Below are 17473 nucleotides of genomic sequence, written 5' to 3'. Positions count from 1 at the left end.
GGAGCTAGACCCCGACCTCCTGGTACGCGGTGAAGAGCAGGTGGTCCTCGGGCCCCTCGAGCGTGACCGGCTTGCCGACCCCGTCCAGGATGATGAACCGCAGCATGCCGGCCCGGGCCTTCTTGTCGCGGCGCATCGTCGCGAGCAGCCCCTCCCACCGGCCGAGCCCGTAGGACGTCGGGAGCTCGAGCGACTCCAGGATCGAGCGGTGCCGGTCCACCGTGGCGTCGTCGAGGTGCCCGGTCAGCCGCGCGAGCTCGGCTGCGAACACCATCCCGACCGAGACCGCCGCGCCGTGTCGCCACTGGTAGCGCTCGGCGTGCTCGATGGCGTGGCCGAGCGTGTGCCCGTAGTTGAGGACCTCGCGACGGCCCTGCTCGGTGAAGTCGTCCGAGACGACCTCGGCCTTGAGCGCGATCGCGAGCTCGACGACGCGGCGGAACTCGGGCGTCGTCGGGTCCGTGACGCGTGCGACGTCGGCCTCGATGACGTCGAGGATCTCCGGCACGGCGATGAACCCCGCCTTCACGATCTCGGCGAACCCGGTCAGGATCTCGTTCCGGGGCAGCGTCCGTGCCAGGTCGAGGTCAACGACCACGGCGCGCGGCGCGGAGAACACCCCGACCAGGTTCTTGCCCTCGTTCGTGTTGATGCCGGTCTTGCCCCCGACGCTCGCGTCGACCATGCCGAGCACGCTCGTCGGGATCGCCAGGAAGTGGACGCCGCGGAGCCACGTCGCCGCGACGAAGCCGGCGAGGTCCGTGACCGCACCACCGCCGAGCCCGATCACGGCGTCCGTGCGGGTGAAGTCCGCCTGGCCCATGACCTGCCAGCAGAAGGCCGCCACCTCGACGCGCTTGGCCCCTTCGGCGTCCGGCACCTCGGCGATGAGCGCCTCGAGTCCGGCGTCCGCGAGCATCTCGCGGAGCTCGTTCGCCCGGGCGCCGAGCGTCGGGGCGTGCACGATCAGCACCTTGGCGACGCGCGGACCGAGCAGCGCGGGGACGGACCCGAGCAGGCCGTTCCCGACCGCGACGACGTACCCGCCGTCACCGCCGACCCGGATCTCGGTGGTGCCCTCGGGCAGGTTCGACTCGGTCACGGTGTCCCTCCGGTGGTGGTGTCCTGCGCGGTCACCCACGCGACGACGTCCTGCACGACGTGCGACATCGGCCGCCGCGAGGTGTCGAAGGTGGCGTGCGCCAGTTCGGCGTAGGTGGCGGCCCGGGCGTCCAGGATCGTCTGCCAGGCGTCGATGCCGGCCTGGGCGAGCAGCGGGCGGTCGCTGCCCGCGATGCGTTCGGCCACGGCCTCGGGTGAGACGGTCAGGAGCACGACCCGTGCCCCGGCCATGGCGTCCCGGGTGTCCGCGTGCGTGACGGCTCCCCCGCCGACCGAGACGACCCCGCCGGTGGCGATCGCGTCCCGGACGGCCCGGGCCTCGAGCTCCCGGAACGCCGGCTCCCCGCGCTCCGCGAAGATGCCCGGGATCGGGCCGTGCTCGCGCGCGATGACCCGGTCGGTGTCGGTGAACGGCACGCCGAGCGCCTTCGCGACGCGCTTGCCGACGCTCGACTTGCCGGCGCCCATCGGGCCGATCACGACGACCGGCCCGTGCGGCGCCCGGTCGGGCGTGCTCACCAGGCGGTCGAGGGCTCGGCGGCGTCGGTCCGCCGGGAGCGGAGCGTCTCCGGGATCGCGGCCAGGTAGCCGTCGAGGTTCCGCTTCGTCTCGGCGAGGCTGTCCCCGCCGAACTTCTCGAGCACGGCGTCGGCGAGCACGAGCGCGACCATGGCCTCGGCGACGACGCCCGCGGCGGGCACCGCGCAGACGTCGCTGCGCTGGTGGTGCGCGGAGGCGTCCTCGCCTGTGGCGACGTCGATGGTGTGCAGCGCGTGCGGGATCGTCGCGATCGGCTTCATCCCGGCGCGGACGCGCAGCACGGTGCCGGTCGACATGCCGCCCTCGGTGCCGCCGGCGCGGTCGCTCGTGCGGATGATCTCGCCGTCCTCGCGGTACAGCTCGTCGTGCGCCGCCGAACCCCGTCGCCCGGCGGTCGCGAAGCCGTCACCGACCTCGACGCCCTTGATCGCCTGGATGCCCATGATCGCGGCGGCGAGACGGGCATCGAGTCGACGGTCCCACTGCACGTGGGAGCCGAGTCCCGGGGGGACGCCGTAGAACAGGACCTCGACGACGCCGCCCAGGGTGTCGCCGTCCTTCTTCGCGGCCTCGACCTCGGTGACCATGCGTGCGGACGTGTCGGCGTCGAAGCACCGCAGCTGGTCCTCGTCGAGCCGGTCGACGTCGTCGGGCTGCGGCAGGTCCGTGCCGTCCGGCACGCGGACGGTACCGACCTGCAGGGTGTGCGCGACGGACCGGATGCCGAGCTCGGCGAGGAAGGACTTCGCGACGGCGCCGAGCGCGACGCGGGCCGCGGTCTCACGGGCGGACGCGCGCTCGAGGATCGGACGCGACTCGTCGAAACCGTACTTCTGCATCCCGACCAGGTCGGCGTGACCCGGACGCGGGCGGGTCAGCGGGGCGCTGCGGCCGCGGGACATCTCGGTCTGCTCGACGGGCTCGGGGCTCATCACCTCGACCCACTTCGGCCACTCGGTGTTGCCGATGCGGATGGCGATCGGGCTGCCGATCGAGAACCCGTGGCGGACACCGCCGGAGACGTGCAGCTCGTCCTGCTCGAACTTCATGCGGGAGCCCCGGCCGTACCCGAGCTTCCGCCGTGCGAGGTCGGTGCGGATGGACTCGAACGACACCGGCACACCCGCGGGCAGGCCCTCGAGCATCGCGATGAGTTCGGGTCCGTGGGACTCACCAGCGGTCAACCAACGAAGCATGTCGACCATCCTCCCACAGCGGACCACCGTGCGACGCGGCAGCCGAGCCGGCTCACTGGCCCGATCGGCTCACTGGTACGACGGGTGCGCCCGCAGCCAGGCCCGGAACTGCGCCACCGCGGCCTCGTGCTGCGGCAGGGTGTCGGAGAACACGGTCTCGCCGGTCTCCAGGTTCACCGTGACGAAGTACAGCCAGCTCCCGCTCGCGGGCTGGGTGACGGCCTTGATCGCGACGTCGCCCGGGTTCGAGATCGGTGCCGGCGGCAGGCCCTTGTGCTGGTACGTGTTGTACTTGTTCCCCGCGTCGGCGCGCTCGGCGTCGGTCGTCGTGACGGTGTGGGTGTTCCCCGTCCCGTAGGCGACGGTCGCGTCGGACTGCAGCGCCATCCCCTGGTCGAGACGGTTCTGGAACACGCGCGCGACCTTCGGGAAGTCGGCCGCGACGCCGGCCTCCTTCTGCACGAGCGAAGCGAAGATGATCACCCGCTCCTGGTCGGCCTCGGCGACGCCCGCCGCGGCGAGGTGCTGCTTCATCGTGTCGACCATCGACTGGAAGTACTGCTTCGCGCTCCAGCCCGGGTTGATCGGGTACGTGGCCGGGAACAGCCAGCCCTCGAGCGTCGTGGTGCCGGCCGGCAGCCCGTAGGCCTGCACGTCGGCGGCCGCGGACGAGACCTCCTCCTTGGTGAGGCCGGCCTTCGAGACCATCCCGGCCTCGATGTCCTGCAGAGCCGTGCCCTCGGGGATGACGATGGAGGCCTGCACGCGGTTCTTCTCGTCCTGCAGTGCCGCGAGGGCCGACTTCGCGCTCATCTCCTTCTTGAGCGCGTAGGAGCCCGGCTGGAACTGCACGTTCGGCGACGTCAGCAGCAGCTTGTAGAACACCTGCGAGCTCTTCACGACACCGCTGCGCTGCAGCGTCTTCGCGACGTCCTCGCCGATGTCGCCCTGCTTGATCGTGATGGTGACCTTGCTCGTCCCGGACCCGGAGTAGTCGTCCGACTCCTGGGCGCCGCTGATCGCGCCGATCACCTGTTGGATCTTCGGTGCCGCGAACGCGTACGCCCCGCCGCCGGCGGCGAGCACGACCGCCACGATCACGATCCCCGCGATCAGCGGTCCGCGTCGTCGCTTCGGTCGCGGCTCGCGCGGCGGCCTGGAGGATCGCCCTCCACCGCCACGGCCGTCACGTCCGCCGCCTCCCGCGGCCCCGCCGCCGGGTGCCGCACCGCCACCGGCGGCTGCGGCAGCACCGACGAGCCCGGCGTTCCGGGCTGCGTCCGCCGGCACCTCGCCGGTCAGGAGCGCCCGCACCTCGGGGTGGAGCTCGTCGTGGTGCTGCGCGACGGGAGCGTCGGCCGGCGACGTCGGACGCGTGCTGTCGGCGTCGTCGCCCTCCCGTCGACCGCGGGCCGCCTCGGCGGCGCGGGCTTCGCGGCGGGACAGCGGCTGGTCGGCGCTCGTCGGACGCTCGATGTCGTCGGGTCGTACCGCGGGCTGCTTGCGCCCGTCGGCGTCGTCACCGGGCGCGATGATCGCGTTCCAGTCCAGGTCGTCTGCCAACGGATCCTCGGTTCCTCGGGTCGGGGGCTCCGCCTGGTGGTGTCGGTCCGGGTACGACGGTCGGTGGCGGCGTCCTCGTCGTCGGCCGACCGGTCAGGGGAGCGTGGCGCCGGGGGCGGCGCTGGACGCACGCTCGTGGTCGAGCGCGTGTTGCAGAATGATAACAGCGGCCGCTTGGTCGATCACGGCCCGGGACTTCTTCGTGTTCTTGCCCGCCTGGTGCAGGCCGCGCTGGGCCGTCACGGTCGACAGACGCTCGTCGACGAGCCGGACCGGACGGTGCCGTGCGATCCGCTCGGCGAACGCGCGGGCGTCGGCGGTCGAGGGCGTGTCACCGCCGGACATCGACAGCGGCAGTCCGACGACGACCTCGAGCACGTCGTACTCGTCGGCGATCGCCAGGATGCGCCCGAGGTCCCTGCTGTCGTCGCGTCGCACCGTCTCGACCGGGGTGGCGAGCAGCCCGTCCCGGTCGCACACGGCGACGCCGATCCGGGCGCGACCGACGTCGATGCCGAGTCGTCGCCCGGACCGCATCGTCACCGTCAGCCCGCCAGGCGCGCGGTCACCGCACGCAGGGCCGCCGGCAGCGCAGCCGGGTCGGTCCCGCCGCCCTGCGCCAGGTCCGGCTTGCCGCCACCACCGCCGCCGAGCACGCCTGCGGCCTCCTTCGCGAGGGGGCCGGCCTGGACTCCCGCTGCACGCGCGGCGTCGTTCGTCACGACGATCACGACGGGCTTGCCGCTCACGACGGCACCGAGCACGACCACGGACGCACCGTCGCCGAGCTGTGCGCGCACGCCGGTGGCGAGCGAACGGAGGTCGTCGGCGGACTGGACGCCGTCGATCGTCTCGGCGACGACGGTCGTCGCGCCGACCGTCGTGGCCTGCTTCGCGATGCTCGGCACCCGCTGCTGCAGGTTCGCCGACTCGAACTCGGCAATGCGCTTCTGGGCGGCGCGGAGGTCCTCCATCAGGCTCTGCACGCGTCCCGGCAGGTCGTGCCGGGGCGCCTTGAGCGCGCTGGACAGCTGCGAGACGATCGTGCGCTCGACCGCCAGGTCCCGGAAGCCCTCGAGCCCCACGAGTGCCTCGACGCGGCGGTTCGTCGAGCCGACGCTCGACTCCCCCACCAGGTTGACGAGGCCGACCTGGGCGCTCGAGGCGACGTGCGTGCCACCGCACAGCTCACGGGACCACGGGCCGCCGATGTCGACCATGCGGACCTCGGCGCCGTACTTCTCGCCGAAGAGCGCCTGGGCGCCGAGGGCCTTCGCCTCGTCGAGCGGCAGCACGCGGGTGGAGACCTCGAGGTCGGAGCGGATCGCGGCGTTCACGACCTCCTCGATCTCGGAGCGGGTCGACGTCGAGACCGGCTGCGACCAGGAGAAGTCGAGGCGCATGTAGCCGGACTTGTTGTACGAACCGGCCTGCAACGCCTCCGGGCCGAGCACGTCGCGGAGCGCGGCGTTCACCAGGTGGGTCGCGGAGTGTGCCTGGGTCGCACCGCGGCGGTACTCGGCGTCGACGACGGTGGTGGCGGCGTCCCCGACCCCGACCTCGCCGGACCGGACCTGGACCTTGTGGCTCCAGAGCCCGGCGACCGGACGCTGCACGTCGAGGACCTCGAGGTCGAAGCCGTTGCCGACGATCGAGCCCTGGTCCGCGTCCTGGCCACCGCTCTCGGCGTAGAGCGAGGTCTCACCGAGGATGACCTCGGCGATGTCGCCCGCGACCGCACGGTCCACGCTGACACCGTCGACGATGATGCCGAGGATCGAGGACTCCGCCTCGAGCGCGTCGTAGCCGAGGAACACGGTCTCGCCCGCGGCGCGGAAGGCACTGTAGACGCTGAGGTCGGCAAGGGCCGTCTTCTTGCTCTTCGCGTCCGCCTTGGCGCGGGCGCGCTGCTCGGACATGAGCGTGTCGAACGCGGTGCGGTCGACGACGACGCCCGCCTCCTCGGCCATCTCCATCGTCAGGTCGATCGGGAAGCCGAACGTGTCGTGCAGCAGGAACGCCGTGTCGCCGCCGATCGAAGGGGCGCCGTCCTGCTTCGCACGCTCGACGGCCACGTCGAGGATCGTCGTCCCCTGCGCGAGCGTGCGGAGGAAGGTCTCCTCTTCCGCGTAGACGGTGCGCGCGATGCGGTCGTACTGCTCCGCGACCTCGGGGTAGGCGTCCCGCATCGCGTCGCGCGACGCCGGGAAGAGCTCGGGGAAGGTGGCGCCCTCGACGCCGAGCAGGCGCATCGCGCGGACCGTGCGGCGCAGGAGTCGGCGGAGGATGTAGCCGCGTCCCTCGTTCGACGGCGTCACGCCGTCCGCGACGAGCATGAGCGACGAGCGGACGTGGTCGGCGATGACGCGCATGCGGACGTCGTCCTCGTGCACGGCGCCGTAGCGGCGGCCGGAGATCTCGGCCGCCTTGTCGAGGACCGGGCGCACCTGGTCGATCTCGTACATGTTGTCGACGCCCTGCTTGATGAACGCGACGCGCTCCAGGCCCATGCCGGTGTCGATGTTCTGGTTCGGCAGGTCGCCCGTGATGTCGAAGTCGACCTTCGACCGCACGTTCTGGATCTGGTACTGCATGAACACGAGGTTCCAGATCTCGACGTAGCGGTCGTCGTCCGTCGCAGGACCGCCGTCGATGCCGTACGCCGGGCCGCGGTCGAAGAAGATCTCCGAGCAGGGGCCAGCAGGACCGGGCTGCCCGGTCGACCAGTAGTTGGTGTCCTTGCCCAGGCGCTGGATGCGCTCGTCGGGCAGCGACGAGTGCTGCTTCCAGAAGGCGATCGCCTCGTCGTCGTCCTCGTACACGGTGACCCACAGGTCCTCCGGGTCGAAGCCGAGGCCCCCGTCGGACTCCGACGACGTCAGGAACTCCCAGGCGTACTGGATCGCCTGCTCCTTGAAGTAGTCGCCGAACGAGAAGTTGCCGTTCATCTGGAAGAACGTGCCGTGCCGCGGGGTCTTGCCGACCTCTTCGATGTCGTTCGTGCGGATGCACTTCTGCACGCTCGTGGCGCGCGGGTACGGCGCCGGGACGAGCCCCGTCAGGTACGGGATGAACGGCACCATGCCGGCGACCGTGAACAGGAGCGACGGGTCGTCGGAGACGAGCGACGCGGACGGGACGACGGTGTGCCCACGGTCGCCGAAGTACTGGAGCCAACGGCGGCGGATCTCTGCGGTCTGCATGGTGCTTCCTGGGTCGAGGAGTCGGTGGGAGGGTGTGCGCGGGGACGCGGCTCGGGCGGTCAGTCGACGACGTCGGTGGACGGGCGCAGCTCGGCGTCCCGAGACCGGTAGCCGTCGGCCACGGCGTCCGTGAAGGCCTTGGTCCGGGCGTTCACGTCGGCGAAGAAGCGCGCGCCACCCGGGGTGTTCGCGATCCGGTGCGCTGCGGCGAACCCGATGACGACGCCGACGGCGACGAAGAACAGCTGCTTCACGGTGCCCCTCCCTCTCGCGCACGCAGGCGGCGCGTGCCCGACGAGTCTAGTGGCGGGGAACCCCCGGTACGCCGAACGGCGGGCCGTCCTCCNGAGAGGACGACCCGCCGTTCGGGTGTGATCGGTGGATCAGCGAGCTGCGTAGTACTCGACGACGAGCTGCACTTCACAGGTCACGGGGACCTCGGCGCGCTTCGGGCGACGGACCAGGCGGGCCTGGAGCTTCTCGATCTCGACCTCGAGGTAGCCCGGGACCTTCGGCAGGACCTCGAGGTGACCACCGGCGGCGGCGACCTGGAGGGGCTCGAGGGACTCGGAGCGCTGCTTGACGTGGATCATCTGGCCCTCCTTCACGCGGAAGGACGGACGGTCGACGAGCTTGCCGTCGACCATGATGTGACGGTGCACGATCAGCTGACGGGCCTGCGCGGTGGTGCGGGCGAAGCCGGCACGGAGCACGAGGGCGTCGAGGCGCTGCTCGAGGAGCTCGACCAGGTTCTCACCGGTCAGGCCCTTCGTCTTGCGGGCCTCTTCGAAGACGATGCGGAGCTGCTTCTCGCGGATGCCGTACTGGGCGCGCAGACGCTGCTTCTCACGGAGGCGGACGGCGTAGTCGCTGTCCGCACGACGGCGGGTGCGGCCGTGCTCACCGGGGCCGTAGGGGCGCTTCTCGAGGTAGCGGGCCGCCTTCGGCGTCAGCGGGATGCCGAGCGCGCGCGAGAGGCGGGTCTTGCTGCGGGTGCGTGACTTGGTAGACACAGGGTCCTTTTCTCTGTCTGAACTGAATGACTCGTCGGACACCACCCGTCCGCGGGCGCTGCGTACCGGGGGCACTGCAAGCACGCGGGCGTGTTCGGTCCCGACGACGGGATCCAGAGGGATGAGCCTGTGGGATCGGACGGCTACAGTCCGAACCTCTGTCCCCGTACCGCCGGAGCGGGACTCTGTCCTCGGCGCAGCCGCACGCGAGGACCAGGACGTAGGCCCGGCAATGCTAGCAGCATCTCGACCCGCGGTGCCAGCACTACTCGCCGCGGGTGATCTTCCGGAGCCGCTCGAGGCGCGGACCGACCTCGCGCTCGTACCCGTTGCCGGTCGGCGTGTAGTACTCGGTGCCGTCGAGGACGTCGGGCAGGTACTGCTGTCGGGCCACCCCGTGCTCGGCGTCGTGCGAGTAGACGTAGCCCTTGCCGTGCCCGAGCCGCTTCGCCCCGGGGTAGTGCGCGTCACGGAGGTGCATCGGCACGACGCCCATCCGCCCGGCCTTGACGTCGGCGATCGCCGCGTTCACGCCGTTGTAGGACGCGTTCGACTTCGGAGCGGTGGCCAGGTACACGACCGCCTCGGCCAGGGGGATCCGGCCCTCGGGCATGCCGATGAGCTGGACGGCCTGCGCCGCGGCGACCGCGATGGGCAGTGCCTGCGGGTCCGCCATGCCGATGTCCTCGGACGCGGAGATGATGATGCGCCGCGCGATGAACCGCGGGTCCTCGCCCGCCTCGATCATGCGGGCCAGGTAGTGGAGCGCGGCGTCGACGTCGCTCCCCCGCACCGACTTGATGAAGGCGCTGATGACGTCGTAGTGCTCGTCGCCCTGGCGGTCGTAGCGGAGCAGCGCCCGGTCCACCGCGGCCGCCACGGTGTCCGCGTCGACGACCGGGACGGTGTCGACGCCGTCGAGCGGCGCGTCGTCGTCGTCCTCGGGGTCGGCAGCGGCCGCGATGGCCGAGGACGCCGCGGCCTCGAGCGCGGTCAGAGCGCGCCGGGCATCGCCGGAGGACAGCCGCACGATGGCCGCACGGGCGTCGTCACCGAGCACGACCGACCCGCCGAGCCCCCGTGGGTCCTCGACCGCGCGGTCGACGAGCATGCCGAGGTCGGCGTCCGTGAGGGGCTTGAGCGTCAGGAGCAGCGACCGGGACAGCAGCGGCGAGATGACGGAGAACGACGGGTTCTCGGTCGTCGCCGCGATGAGGATCACCCAGCCGTTCTCGACGCCGGGCAGCAGGGCGTCCTGCTGCGCCTTGCTGAAGCGGTGGATCTCGTCGAGGAACAGCACGGTGGTCGAGCCGTACAGGTCGCGGTGGGTCAGGGCCTTCTCCATGACCTCGCGCACGTCCTTGACCCCGGCGGTGACCGCGGAGAGCTCGACGAACTCGCGACCGGACTGCCGCGCGATCGCCTGCGCGAGGGTGGTCTTGCCGGTACCGGGCGGCCCCCAGAGGATCACCGAGACCCCACCCGGGTTCTCGCGCGTGCCCGTCGCGAGCTGCACGAGTGGGCTGCCCCGACCGAGCAGGTGCTGCTGCCCGGCCACCTCGTCGAGGCTGGTGGGGCGCATCCGGACGGCGAGCGGCACCGAGCCCTGTGCCAGGCCGGCGCGACCGCCGGTGGTGGGCGCACGCATGCCCGATCGATCCGCTGCCATGCATCGATCGTAGGCCGACCCACCGACGTGGGCGTGCCTCCAGGCCGGGCGCACCGCGCCGTCCGCTACGCTCGGCGGCACACTCGACGAGAGGTCCGATCAGCACCGTGGCACCGAAGAACCAGTCGCGCGACAACCGCGAGGCGCGCGAGCGGCTCCGTCTGTACCAGGCCCGTCAGGGGCTGCACGACCGGCAGCGCCGGCGCCGGGTGCGGGACAACACGGTCGGTGCGGTGGTGCTCGTCCTGGTCGCCGCGCTCGCGACCGGGTCTCAGCTCGTCCACGCGGGCACGCAGGGCTCCGGGAAGGCCGGCGCCAGCGCGAGCACGTCGGCCACCGCCACGGCGACCCCGTCCGCCAGTGCCGCGGGCGACACCGGAGACGTGCCGAGCAAGTCCATCGCCGGCGGGAAGACCTGGACCGGCACGCTGACCCTGAACAAGGACGTCGAGCTCGGCATCGAGCTCGACGGCAAGGCCGCCCCGCAGGCCGCGAGCGTCGAGATCGACCTCATCCGGAAGCAGTTCTACGAGGGAACGACGTGCCACCGGCTCGCCGACAGCGCCGACTTCAAGTTCCTGCAGTGCGGCTCCGCGAACGGCGACGGGACGGGTGACGCCGGGTTCCAGTACGGGCCACTCGAGAACGTGCCGAGCGACGGGGAGTACCCCGCCGGCACGATCGCGATCGCCCGTGGGTCCTCGCCGACGTCGCAGACCACGCAGTTCTTCATCGTCTACGGCGACACGACCCTCGACGGCTCGACGGGCGGCTACACCGTGGTGGGCAAGGTGACGAGCGGCCTCGACCGGCTCCAGTCCCAGATCACCTCGAAGGGCATCGCCTCCCCCGGGAGCGACGGCACGGGCGAGCCGAAGGTCGCGACGACGATCACCGGCGCCACCATCGCCGAACAGCAGTAGTCCACAGGTCGCACGGACGCGGGTCGCGGAGGCCTCCCGTGCAATAGGCTGACGACCTGACCGTGCCGACGGTGACGTCGGTGATGCACGACCACGATCGAGGCGAGACCTGTGGGACCTGACGAAGCAACGACCTGGGGCCGGGTCGACGAGAACGGGACGGTGTACGTCCGGTACGAGGACACCGAGAAGGCGGTCGGCGAGTACCCCGACGCCACCCCGGACGAGGCGCTCGCGTACTTCGCGCGGAAGTACGCCGACCTCGAGGGGCAGGTGAAGATCGCGGAGCAGCGCACCCAGCGCGGTGCCTCGGCGAACGACGTCGCCCGCACGGTGGAGCACCTCCGCGCCCAGGTGGCCGAGGCCCGGGTCGTCGGCGACCTGAAGTCCCTCGAGGACCGCGTCGCGAAGCTCTCCGAGCAGGTCGGTTCGCTGACCAAGGAGCAGCAGGCGCAGGCGCAGCGGGCCCTGACGGACGCACTCGCGCACCGGACCGCCCTGGTCGAGGAAGCCGAGCAGCTCGCGGCCGTCGATCCGGCGCGTGCGCAGTGGAAGCAGATCACCGCACAGCTGGACGACGTGTTCGCCCGGTGGCAGCAGCACCAGCACGACGGTCCCCGTCTGCCCAAGAACGAGGCGAACGAGCTCTGGAAGCGGTTCCGTGCCGCCCGCTCGACGGTCGACCAGCACCGCCGCGCGTTCTACTCCGAGCTCGACGCGCAGCACCGCGACGCACGGGGCCGCAAGCAGGAGCTCGTGCAGCAGGCCGAGGCACTCGCCTCGCGCGGCTCGGACGGGATCCCCGCCTACCGCGAACTCCTGGACGAGTGGAAGCGCGCCGGTCGGGCGGGCAAGCGCCACGACGACGCGCTCTGGGCGCGGTTCAAGGCCGCCGGTGACGTGCTGTTCGAGCAGCGCCACGCCGAGGCTGCGGTGGAGAACGAGGAGTACTCCGCCAACCTCGTCGCGAAGCAGGAGCTCCTGACCGAGGCCGAGCCGCTCCTGCAGCAGCACGACCGCGTCGCCGCGCGCCGCTCGCTCACCGACATCCAGCGCCGCTGGGACGAGATCGGCAAGGTCCCCCGCGGGGACGTCCGCCGCATCGAGGACCGACTGCGCGCGGTCGAGGACCATGTGCGGAGCCTCGAGGACCAGCACTGGAAGGCGTCGGACCCGGAGCGCAAGGCCCGTCAGACCGGGCTCGCGAGCCAGCTCGAGGACGCGATCGGCAAGCTCGAGGCCGAGCTCGCCGAGGCGCAGGCCTCCGGGAACGCCCGGAAGATCAAGGACGCGCAGGAAGCCCTCGACGCCCGCAAGATCTGGCTCGACGCGCTCGGTGGTTGAAGATCTGAGCGGTTGACCATCCGAGTGGTCGAAGCTCCGAGCGGTTGACCACCCGGTCCAAGACGAATGCCCCCGCGTGTGCGGGGGCCTTCGTCGTCCGGAGGACCGTCGATCAGGTGATCGTCGATCGGGTGACCGTCGATCGGGCGACGCTCGGTCCGGGTCAGACGGGAGCGGGCATGCCGAGCAACAGTCGGATGTCGAGGTCGTCCTGCCGCATCTGGGCAGCGAGCTCGTCCATCGAGGAGAACGCCACCATGCCCCGGACGTAGGACACGAACAGGACCGAGATCGTCTCGCCGTACAGGTCGATGTCGACGTCGAGCAGGTGCGCCTCGATCTGCTTCGCGGGCACGCCCTCGAAGGTCGGGTTGTTGCCGACCGAGACAGCCGCGGGGTAGACCGTGCCGCGGTGCAGGACCCGAGCGGCGTACACCCCGTCGGCGGGCACGAAGCCCTCGCACGCCGGGTCGAGGTTCGCGGTCGGGTAGCCCATCGCACGGCCGCGCTGGTTGCCGTGCACGACGGTGCTGCGGACGGCGTGCTCTCGCCCGAGCAGTCGCGCGGCCTCGGCCACCCGGCCCTCACCCAGGAGCTCGCGGATCCACGTGGAGGACACGCGGCGCTCGTCCGACTCGCGGACGTCGTCCCGCAGGTCCACGTCGTCGATGAGCTCGACCGTGAAACCGTGCCGCTCCCCCAGCGTCCGCAGCAGGGCGACGTCGCCGGCACCGCGGGCACCGAAGCGGAAGTCGCTGCCGACGAAGACGAGCCGGGCGTGCAGCGTGTCGACGAGCACGTCGGACACGAACGACTCCGGCGCCTGCGTCTGCAGGTGCTCGTCGAAGCGGAGCAGCAGGGTCGCGTCGACCCCGACGGACTCCAGGAGCTCACGGCGCTGCGCAGTGCTCGTGAGGGCCGGCGGGACCCGGCTCGGGTCGATGACGCTGAGCGGGTGCCGGTCGAAGGTGACGACGGTCGACACGAGCCCCTGTTCGCGTGCGGCACGCTCGAGGTGCGCGATCACGGCGCGGTGGCCGACGTGCACGCCGTCGAACTTGCCGATCGTCACCGCGCTCGGTCCGAAGCCCGAGGCGACGTCGGCAGGGTCGTCGTAGAACTGCACGCGGGCCCCTACTCGCCGGCCGCGACGGTGCTGCGGGCGGGCTCGGCGGCAGCCGTGCGGTGGTGCTTGCGGAGCCACCAGAGCCCGGCGATCGGCAGCACGAGCGGCGCGAAGACGTAGCCGAGGCCGTAGTACGACCAGACGGTGTCGTCCGGGAAGAGCTGTCGGTCGACCAGGGACAGCGTGCCGACGATCAGCACGCCGGCCATCTCGAAGCCGATCGTCACGCAGGCGACCCGGTACCAGACCCGGCCGGGGGCGATGAGGGCGATCATCGCGACGATGTACACGACCGCCGCCACCGCGCTGAGCGTGTAGGCGAACGGCGCGTGCGAGAACTTCTCGATGATCTGCACGACGCTGCGTCCCGTCGCGGCGAGGGCGAGGATGCCGTAGACGGCGATGAGGACACGGCCGACACCGGTCGCGAGGGAGGATCTGGTCGCCACGGCACCGAGTCTACCGACGCCCTGGGACACCCGATGCCAGCCCGGGCCGCTGTCCGCCCCGAGCACCCGGTCGGCGCTGGTCAGTTCAGCGCGAACCAGATCTGGTACATCCGGTAGACCATCACCGCGACGGTGAACGCACCGGCGCCGAGGACGACCGTGCTCCAGCGGGTGCGGTCGATGAGCGCCCAGACGATGGCCGCCGGCGGGACGAGCAGCACCGACACCGCGTACACGCCGAACTCGAGGCCGTTGCCCTGCGGCGGCGACCCGACGGCCGGCAGCACGAGCGACACGACCCCCTGGGCGAGCAGCAGCACCTCGATGAGGGCGAGCGCTCCGACCGTGTAGTCGTTCGGCTTCCACCCGACGAACCCGACGACGACCGTGAAGATCCCCACGACGACCGCGAGCACGAGCTGCACCCACATGAACCACTCGATCACGCGTCGGCTCCGCTCCGGTCGGCGTCCGCAGCGGCGGACGCCGGCGCGGGGAAGTTCGTGATGACGCGGAGTCGCCCGCGCCGGACCGACACGAGTCCGACGAGCCGGTCGTCCGCCGTCGCGACCGCCGCAACGGGGCCGTCGTCGTCCGGGTGGTCGGCGGCGACCCGTTTGCCGTCCGTCAGGTCCTTCGCCGCCTGCGGTTCGAGCGACACGCTCGGGAAGAGCCGCCGCGCGACGTCCGCCGGCCGGGCGAGCGCGCCGAGGACGTCCACGTCGTCGTCCTCGAGGTCGACCGCGTCGGCGACGTCGAACGGACCCACTGCCGTCCGACGGAGCGCGGTGAGGTGGCCGCCGGTGCCGAGCGCGGCCCCGACGTCCCGGGCGAGGGCGCGGACGTACGTTCCCGACGAGCAGTCGACGACGACGTCGAGGTCGACCACGGCGACGTCGGCGCCGTCCACGCGGACCGTGTGCTCGGTGCGCGCGGTCACGTCGAAGCGGGACACCGTGACGGTGCGGGAGCGCAGGACGACCTCCTCGCCCTTCCGCGCGAGGTCGTAGGCGCGACGCCCGTCGACCTTGATCGCGCTCACGGTGGAGGGCACCTGGTCGATCGTGCCACGCTGCCCCGCCACGGCGCGGTCGACCGCGGCCTCGCCGACGTCGGCGCCGAGGACGCCCGGTGCGGCGGTCGGGGTGCCGTCGGCGTCGTCCGAGTCCGTCGAGACGCCGAGCCGGATGGTCGCCGTGTAGGTCTTGCCGAGGCCGACCAGGTGCGTCAGCAGACGCGTGGAGGGGCCGGCGCCCAGGATGAGCAGGCCGGTCGCCATCGGGTCGAGCGTCCCGGCGTGCCCGATCTTCTTCAGGCCGAGGCGGCGGCGGGCGATCGAGACGACGCGGTGGCTCGAGATGCCCTGCGGCTTGTCGACGAGGAGGATGCCGTCAGGCGCGGAAGCGAGCACCGGACGAGGGTACCAGCGGCGCTGCGCGGCCGGCGCTCAGCAGGCGTCGTTCCAGTTGCGCCGCGGGTGCTCGGGGTCGGTCGCGTCCAGGATCGCGGAGGCGGCGAGCTTGACGTCCGCGCGGCGCTCGAGCCGCCCGTCCTCGCGCTCGACCCACAGCGACCAGCGCCACAGCCCACGCACCCCCGGCGCCAGCAGGCCGTGCCCGTGCACGACCAGGACACCGGCGCCGGCGCCCGTCGTGCGGAACGGCGTCACGAGGTCCGCCCGGAGCCGGTCGACGTCGTCCGAGGGAGCGGCGGCCGCCATCGCGGGGACACCGTGCTGCTCGAAGCCGGCGACCAGGCCGGCGGCGACGCGCTCGAGGTCGGTGCCGTCCTGCCCGTCGACCCCGATCACGGCGCGGTTCGTCCCCACCTGCGCGATCACCTCGCCTGCGATCGCGGCGTACGTGTCGGTCTCCTGCGGTGCCCAGCGTGCCATGCACCCACCGTAGGCTGTCGTGGTGAACGCGAGCGGAGCCTCCCGTCCTCCTGTGGACGAACCGTCGGACGCGACCCGACCCGACCTCGCGACCCCGCTGGTCGCCTGGTTCCGCGCCGAGGCGCGTGACCTGCCGTGGCGCCGCCCCGGCTTCCCGGCGTGGGGCACGCTTGTCAGCGAGGTCATGCTGCAGCAGACGCAGGTCGCGCGCGTCGTCCCCCGACTGGAGGCGTGGCTCACCCGGTGGCCGACGCCTGCGGACCTCGCGGCGTCGCCCCCGGCGGACGCGGTGCGTGCCTGGGACCGGCTCGGCTACCCGCGTCGCGCGCTCGCGCTGCACGCGGCGGCGACCGCCATCGCGGAACAGCACGACAACGTCGTGCCGCGGGACGTCGACGCCCTGCTCGCGCTGCCGGGGATCGGTGACTACACCGCGCGTGCCGTCGCGGTGTTCGCGTACGGCGACCGCCACCCAGTCGTCGACGTGAACGTCCGGCGGGTCCTCGCCCGCGCGCTGCTCGGGCAGGGCGAGCCGGGACCGGCGAAGGCGAAGCAGGACCTGCCGCTGATGGCGTCCGTGCTGCCCGAGGAACGCGACCTGGCGGCGGCGACGAACGCGGCCGCGATGGAGCTCGGGGCGCTGGTCTGCGTCGCCCGCTCCCCCGCGTGCGACGCCTGCCCGATCGCCGACCGGTGCGCCTGGCGCGCCGCGGGGTACCCGGAGCACGACGGACCGCGACCACCGAAGCAGGCGCGCTTCGCCGGGAGCGACCGGCAGGTGCGCGGCCTGATCATGGCCGAGCTGCGGTCGAGCGACGTCCCCGTGCTCCGTTCCGAGATCGGCCTGGTCTGGCCGGACGACGCACAGCGGGAGCGTGCCCTCGCCTCGCTCCTCCGCGACGGGCTGGCCGTCGGGGACGATGCGGGCGGGTACACGCTCCCGAGTGCGTGAGGGTCAGGCGCGGTCGTCGTCCTCGTCCTCGTCGTCGTGCTTGTACGGGTCGGCGTCGCCGGCGTACTGCGCACCGGCCGAGGCCGCCTTCACCTGCGCGTCGCGCATCTGCGCCTGGGCGAGCAGGTCCTCCATGTGCGCCGAGGTCTCCGGCAGGGCGTCGGCGATGAACTCGAGCGAGGGGGTGAGCCGTGCCGTGATGTTCTTGCCGACCTCGCTCCGGAGCATGCCGGTCGCGGCCTTGAGCGCCGCGGCGGAGTCGGCACGCTCCTCGTCGGAGCCGTAGACGGTGTAGAAGACCGAGGCGTGCTGCAGGTCCCCGGTGACGCGGACGTCGGTGATCGTGACGAAGCCGAGACGCGGGTCGCGCAGACCCTTGTCGAGTCGACGAGCGACGACTTCCTTGATGCGGTCCGCCATCTTGCGTGCGCGCTGCGGATCGGCCATTGGGTGCCTCCTGGGGCAGGGATTCTTCTGGT

General features: G+C 72.0%; 18 protein-coding genes. 3 read left to right on the top strand and 15 right to left on the bottom strand.

Going from position 1 to position 17473, the window contains the following annotated elements; all coding sequences use genetic code 11:
• Nucleotides 1–4: 4 nt before the first annotated feature.
• From aroB to HUN59_RS09275, 9 genes are all read right to left on the bottom strand, one after another.
• Nucleotides 5–1102 (bottom strand): 3-dehydroquinate synthase, encoded by a 1098-nt coding sequence (gene aroB, locus HUN59_RS09315; protein ID WP_441307032.1) that lies wholly within the window; start codon nt 1100–1102, stop codon nt 5–7.
• A complete protein-coding gene (locus HUN59_RS09310) occupies nt 1099–1641 on the bottom strand; it encodes a shikimate kinase (protein ID WP_368076218.1) in 543 nt (180 codons plus the stop codon). The genes aroB and HUN59_RS09310 overlap by 4 nt, the downstream gene beginning before the upstream one ends.
• Nucleotides 1638–2858, bottom strand: a complete 1221-nt coding sequence (gene aroC, locus HUN59_RS09305; protein WP_144801037.1) for a chorismate synthase — start codon at nt 2856–2858, stop codon at nt 1638–1640. Before aroC ends, HUN59_RS09310 begins: the two co-directional genes overlap by 4 nt.
• Nucleotides 2859–2927: 69 nt before the next feature.
• Complete coding sequence (gene mltG, locus HUN59_RS09300; protein WP_254630032.1) at nt 2928–4421, bottom strand: endolytic transglycosylase MltG; 1494 nt, start codon at nt 4419–4421, stop codon at nt 2928–2930.
• A 93-nt stretch (nt 4422–4514) separates the two neighbouring features.
• A complete protein-coding gene (ruvX, locus tag HUN59_RS09295; RefSeq protein WP_058742143.1) occupies nt 4515–4958 on the bottom strand; it encodes a Holliday junction resolvase RuvX in 444 nt (147 codons plus the stop codon).
• Between the two features lie 8 nt (nt 4959–4966).
• The gene (alaS, locus tag HUN59_RS09290; RefSeq protein ID WP_174778182.1) at nt 4967–7624 is read right to left on the bottom strand and encodes an alanine--tRNA ligase; all 2658 of its coding nucleotides are present in this window, start codon (nt 7622–7624) and stop codon (nt 4967–4969) included.
• A 59-nt stretch (nt 7625–7683) separates the two neighbouring features.
• Nucleotides 7684–7878 carry a hypothetical protein gene (locus HUN59_RS09285; RefSeq protein ID WP_114849980.1) on the bottom strand — a complete coding sequence of 65 codons (195 nt, stop codon included), beginning with the start codon at nt 7876–7878 and terminating at the stop codon, nt 7684–7686.
• Between the two features lie 129 nt (nt 7879–8007).
• Entirely contained in the window at nt 8008–8637 is a 630-nt protein-coding gene (gene rpsD / locus HUN59_RS09280; protein ID WP_058742120.1) for a 30S ribosomal protein S4, read from the bottom strand.
• 265 nt (nt 8638–8902) lie between these two features.
• The gene (locus HUN59_RS09275; RefSeq protein ID WP_114849981.1) at nt 8903–10285 is read right to left on the bottom strand and encodes a replication-associated recombination protein A; all 1383 of its coding nucleotides are present in this window, start codon (nt 10283–10285) and stop codon (nt 8903–8905) included.
• A 128-nt stretch (nt 10286–10413) separates the two neighbouring features.
• Here HUN59_RS09275 and HUN59_RS09270 point away from each other — a divergent pair, with 128 nt between their 5' ends.
• Nucleotides 10414–11229, top strand: a complete 816-nt coding sequence (locus HUN59_RS09270) for a peptidylprolyl isomerase (RefSeq protein ID WP_174778181.1) — start codon at nt 10414–10416, stop codon at nt 11227–11229.
• A gap of 111 nt (nt 11230–11340) precedes the next feature.
• On the top strand, nt 11341–12573 hold the full coding sequence (locus tag HUN59_RS09265; protein WP_174778180.1) for a DUF349 domain-containing protein: 1233 nt from the start codon (nt 11341–11343) through the stop codon (nt 12571–12573).
• A 163-nt stretch (nt 12574–12736) separates the two neighbouring features.
• Here the strand turns inward: HUN59_RS09265 and HUN59_RS09260 are convergent, their stop codons facing one another.
• The 5 genes from HUN59_RS09260 to HUN59_RS09240 form a co-directional block, all read right to left on the bottom strand.
• Nucleotides 12737–13699, bottom strand: coding sequence for a bifunctional riboflavin kinase/FAD synthetase (locus tag HUN59_RS09260; RefSeq protein WP_174778179.1), 963 nt, complete (start codon nt 13697–13699; stop codon nt 12737–12739).
• Nucleotides 13700–13707: 8 nt separating this feature from the next.
• Nucleotides 13708–14148 (bottom strand): hypothetical protein, encoded by a 441-nt coding sequence (locus HUN59_RS09255; protein WP_058742117.1) that lies wholly within the window; start codon nt 14146–14148, stop codon nt 13708–13710.
• Between the two features lie 80 nt (nt 14149–14228).
• The gene (locus HUN59_RS09250; protein WP_058742116.1) at nt 14229–14594 is read right to left on the bottom strand and encodes a hypothetical protein; all 366 of its coding nucleotides are present in this window, start codon (nt 14592–14594) and stop codon (nt 14229–14231) included.
• A complete protein-coding gene (gene truB / locus HUN59_RS09245) occupies nt 14591–15559 on the bottom strand; it encodes a tRNA pseudouridine(55) synthase TruB (protein ID WP_174778178.1) in 969 nt (322 codons plus the stop codon). Before truB ends, HUN59_RS09250 begins: the two co-directional genes overlap by 4 nt.
• Before the next feature lie 36 nt (nt 15560–15595).
• Nucleotides 15596–16042 (bottom strand): hypothetical protein, encoded by a 447-nt coding sequence (locus HUN59_RS09240; protein WP_174778177.1) that lies wholly within the window; start codon nt 16040–16042, stop codon nt 15596–15598.
• A gap of 52 nt (nt 16043–16094) precedes the next feature.
• On the opposite strand from HUN59_RS09240, the gene HUN59_RS09235 reads away from it, so the two are divergent.
• The gene (locus HUN59_RS09235) at nt 16095–16994 is read left to right on the top strand and encodes an A/G-specific adenine glycosylase (RefSeq protein ID WP_174778176.1); all 900 of its coding nucleotides are present in this window, start codon (nt 16095–16097) and stop codon (nt 16992–16994) included.
• A 3-nt stretch (nt 16995–16997) separates the two neighbouring features.
• Here HUN59_RS09235 and rbfA read toward each other — a convergent pair whose 3' ends face one another.
• Nucleotides 16998–17441 carry a 30S ribosome-binding factor RbfA gene (rbfA, locus tag HUN59_RS09230; protein ID WP_058742112.1) on the bottom strand — a complete coding sequence of 148 codons (444 nt, stop codon included), beginning with the start codon at nt 17439–17441 and terminating at the stop codon, nt 16998–17000.
• Between the last annotated feature and the right edge of the window lie 32 nt (nt 17442–17473).

Source organism: Curtobacterium sp. Csp2 (assembly GCF_013347165.1).
Note: the sequence above shows the minus strand (reverse complement) of the source record. Positions and strands in the feature narration are given on the sequence as shown.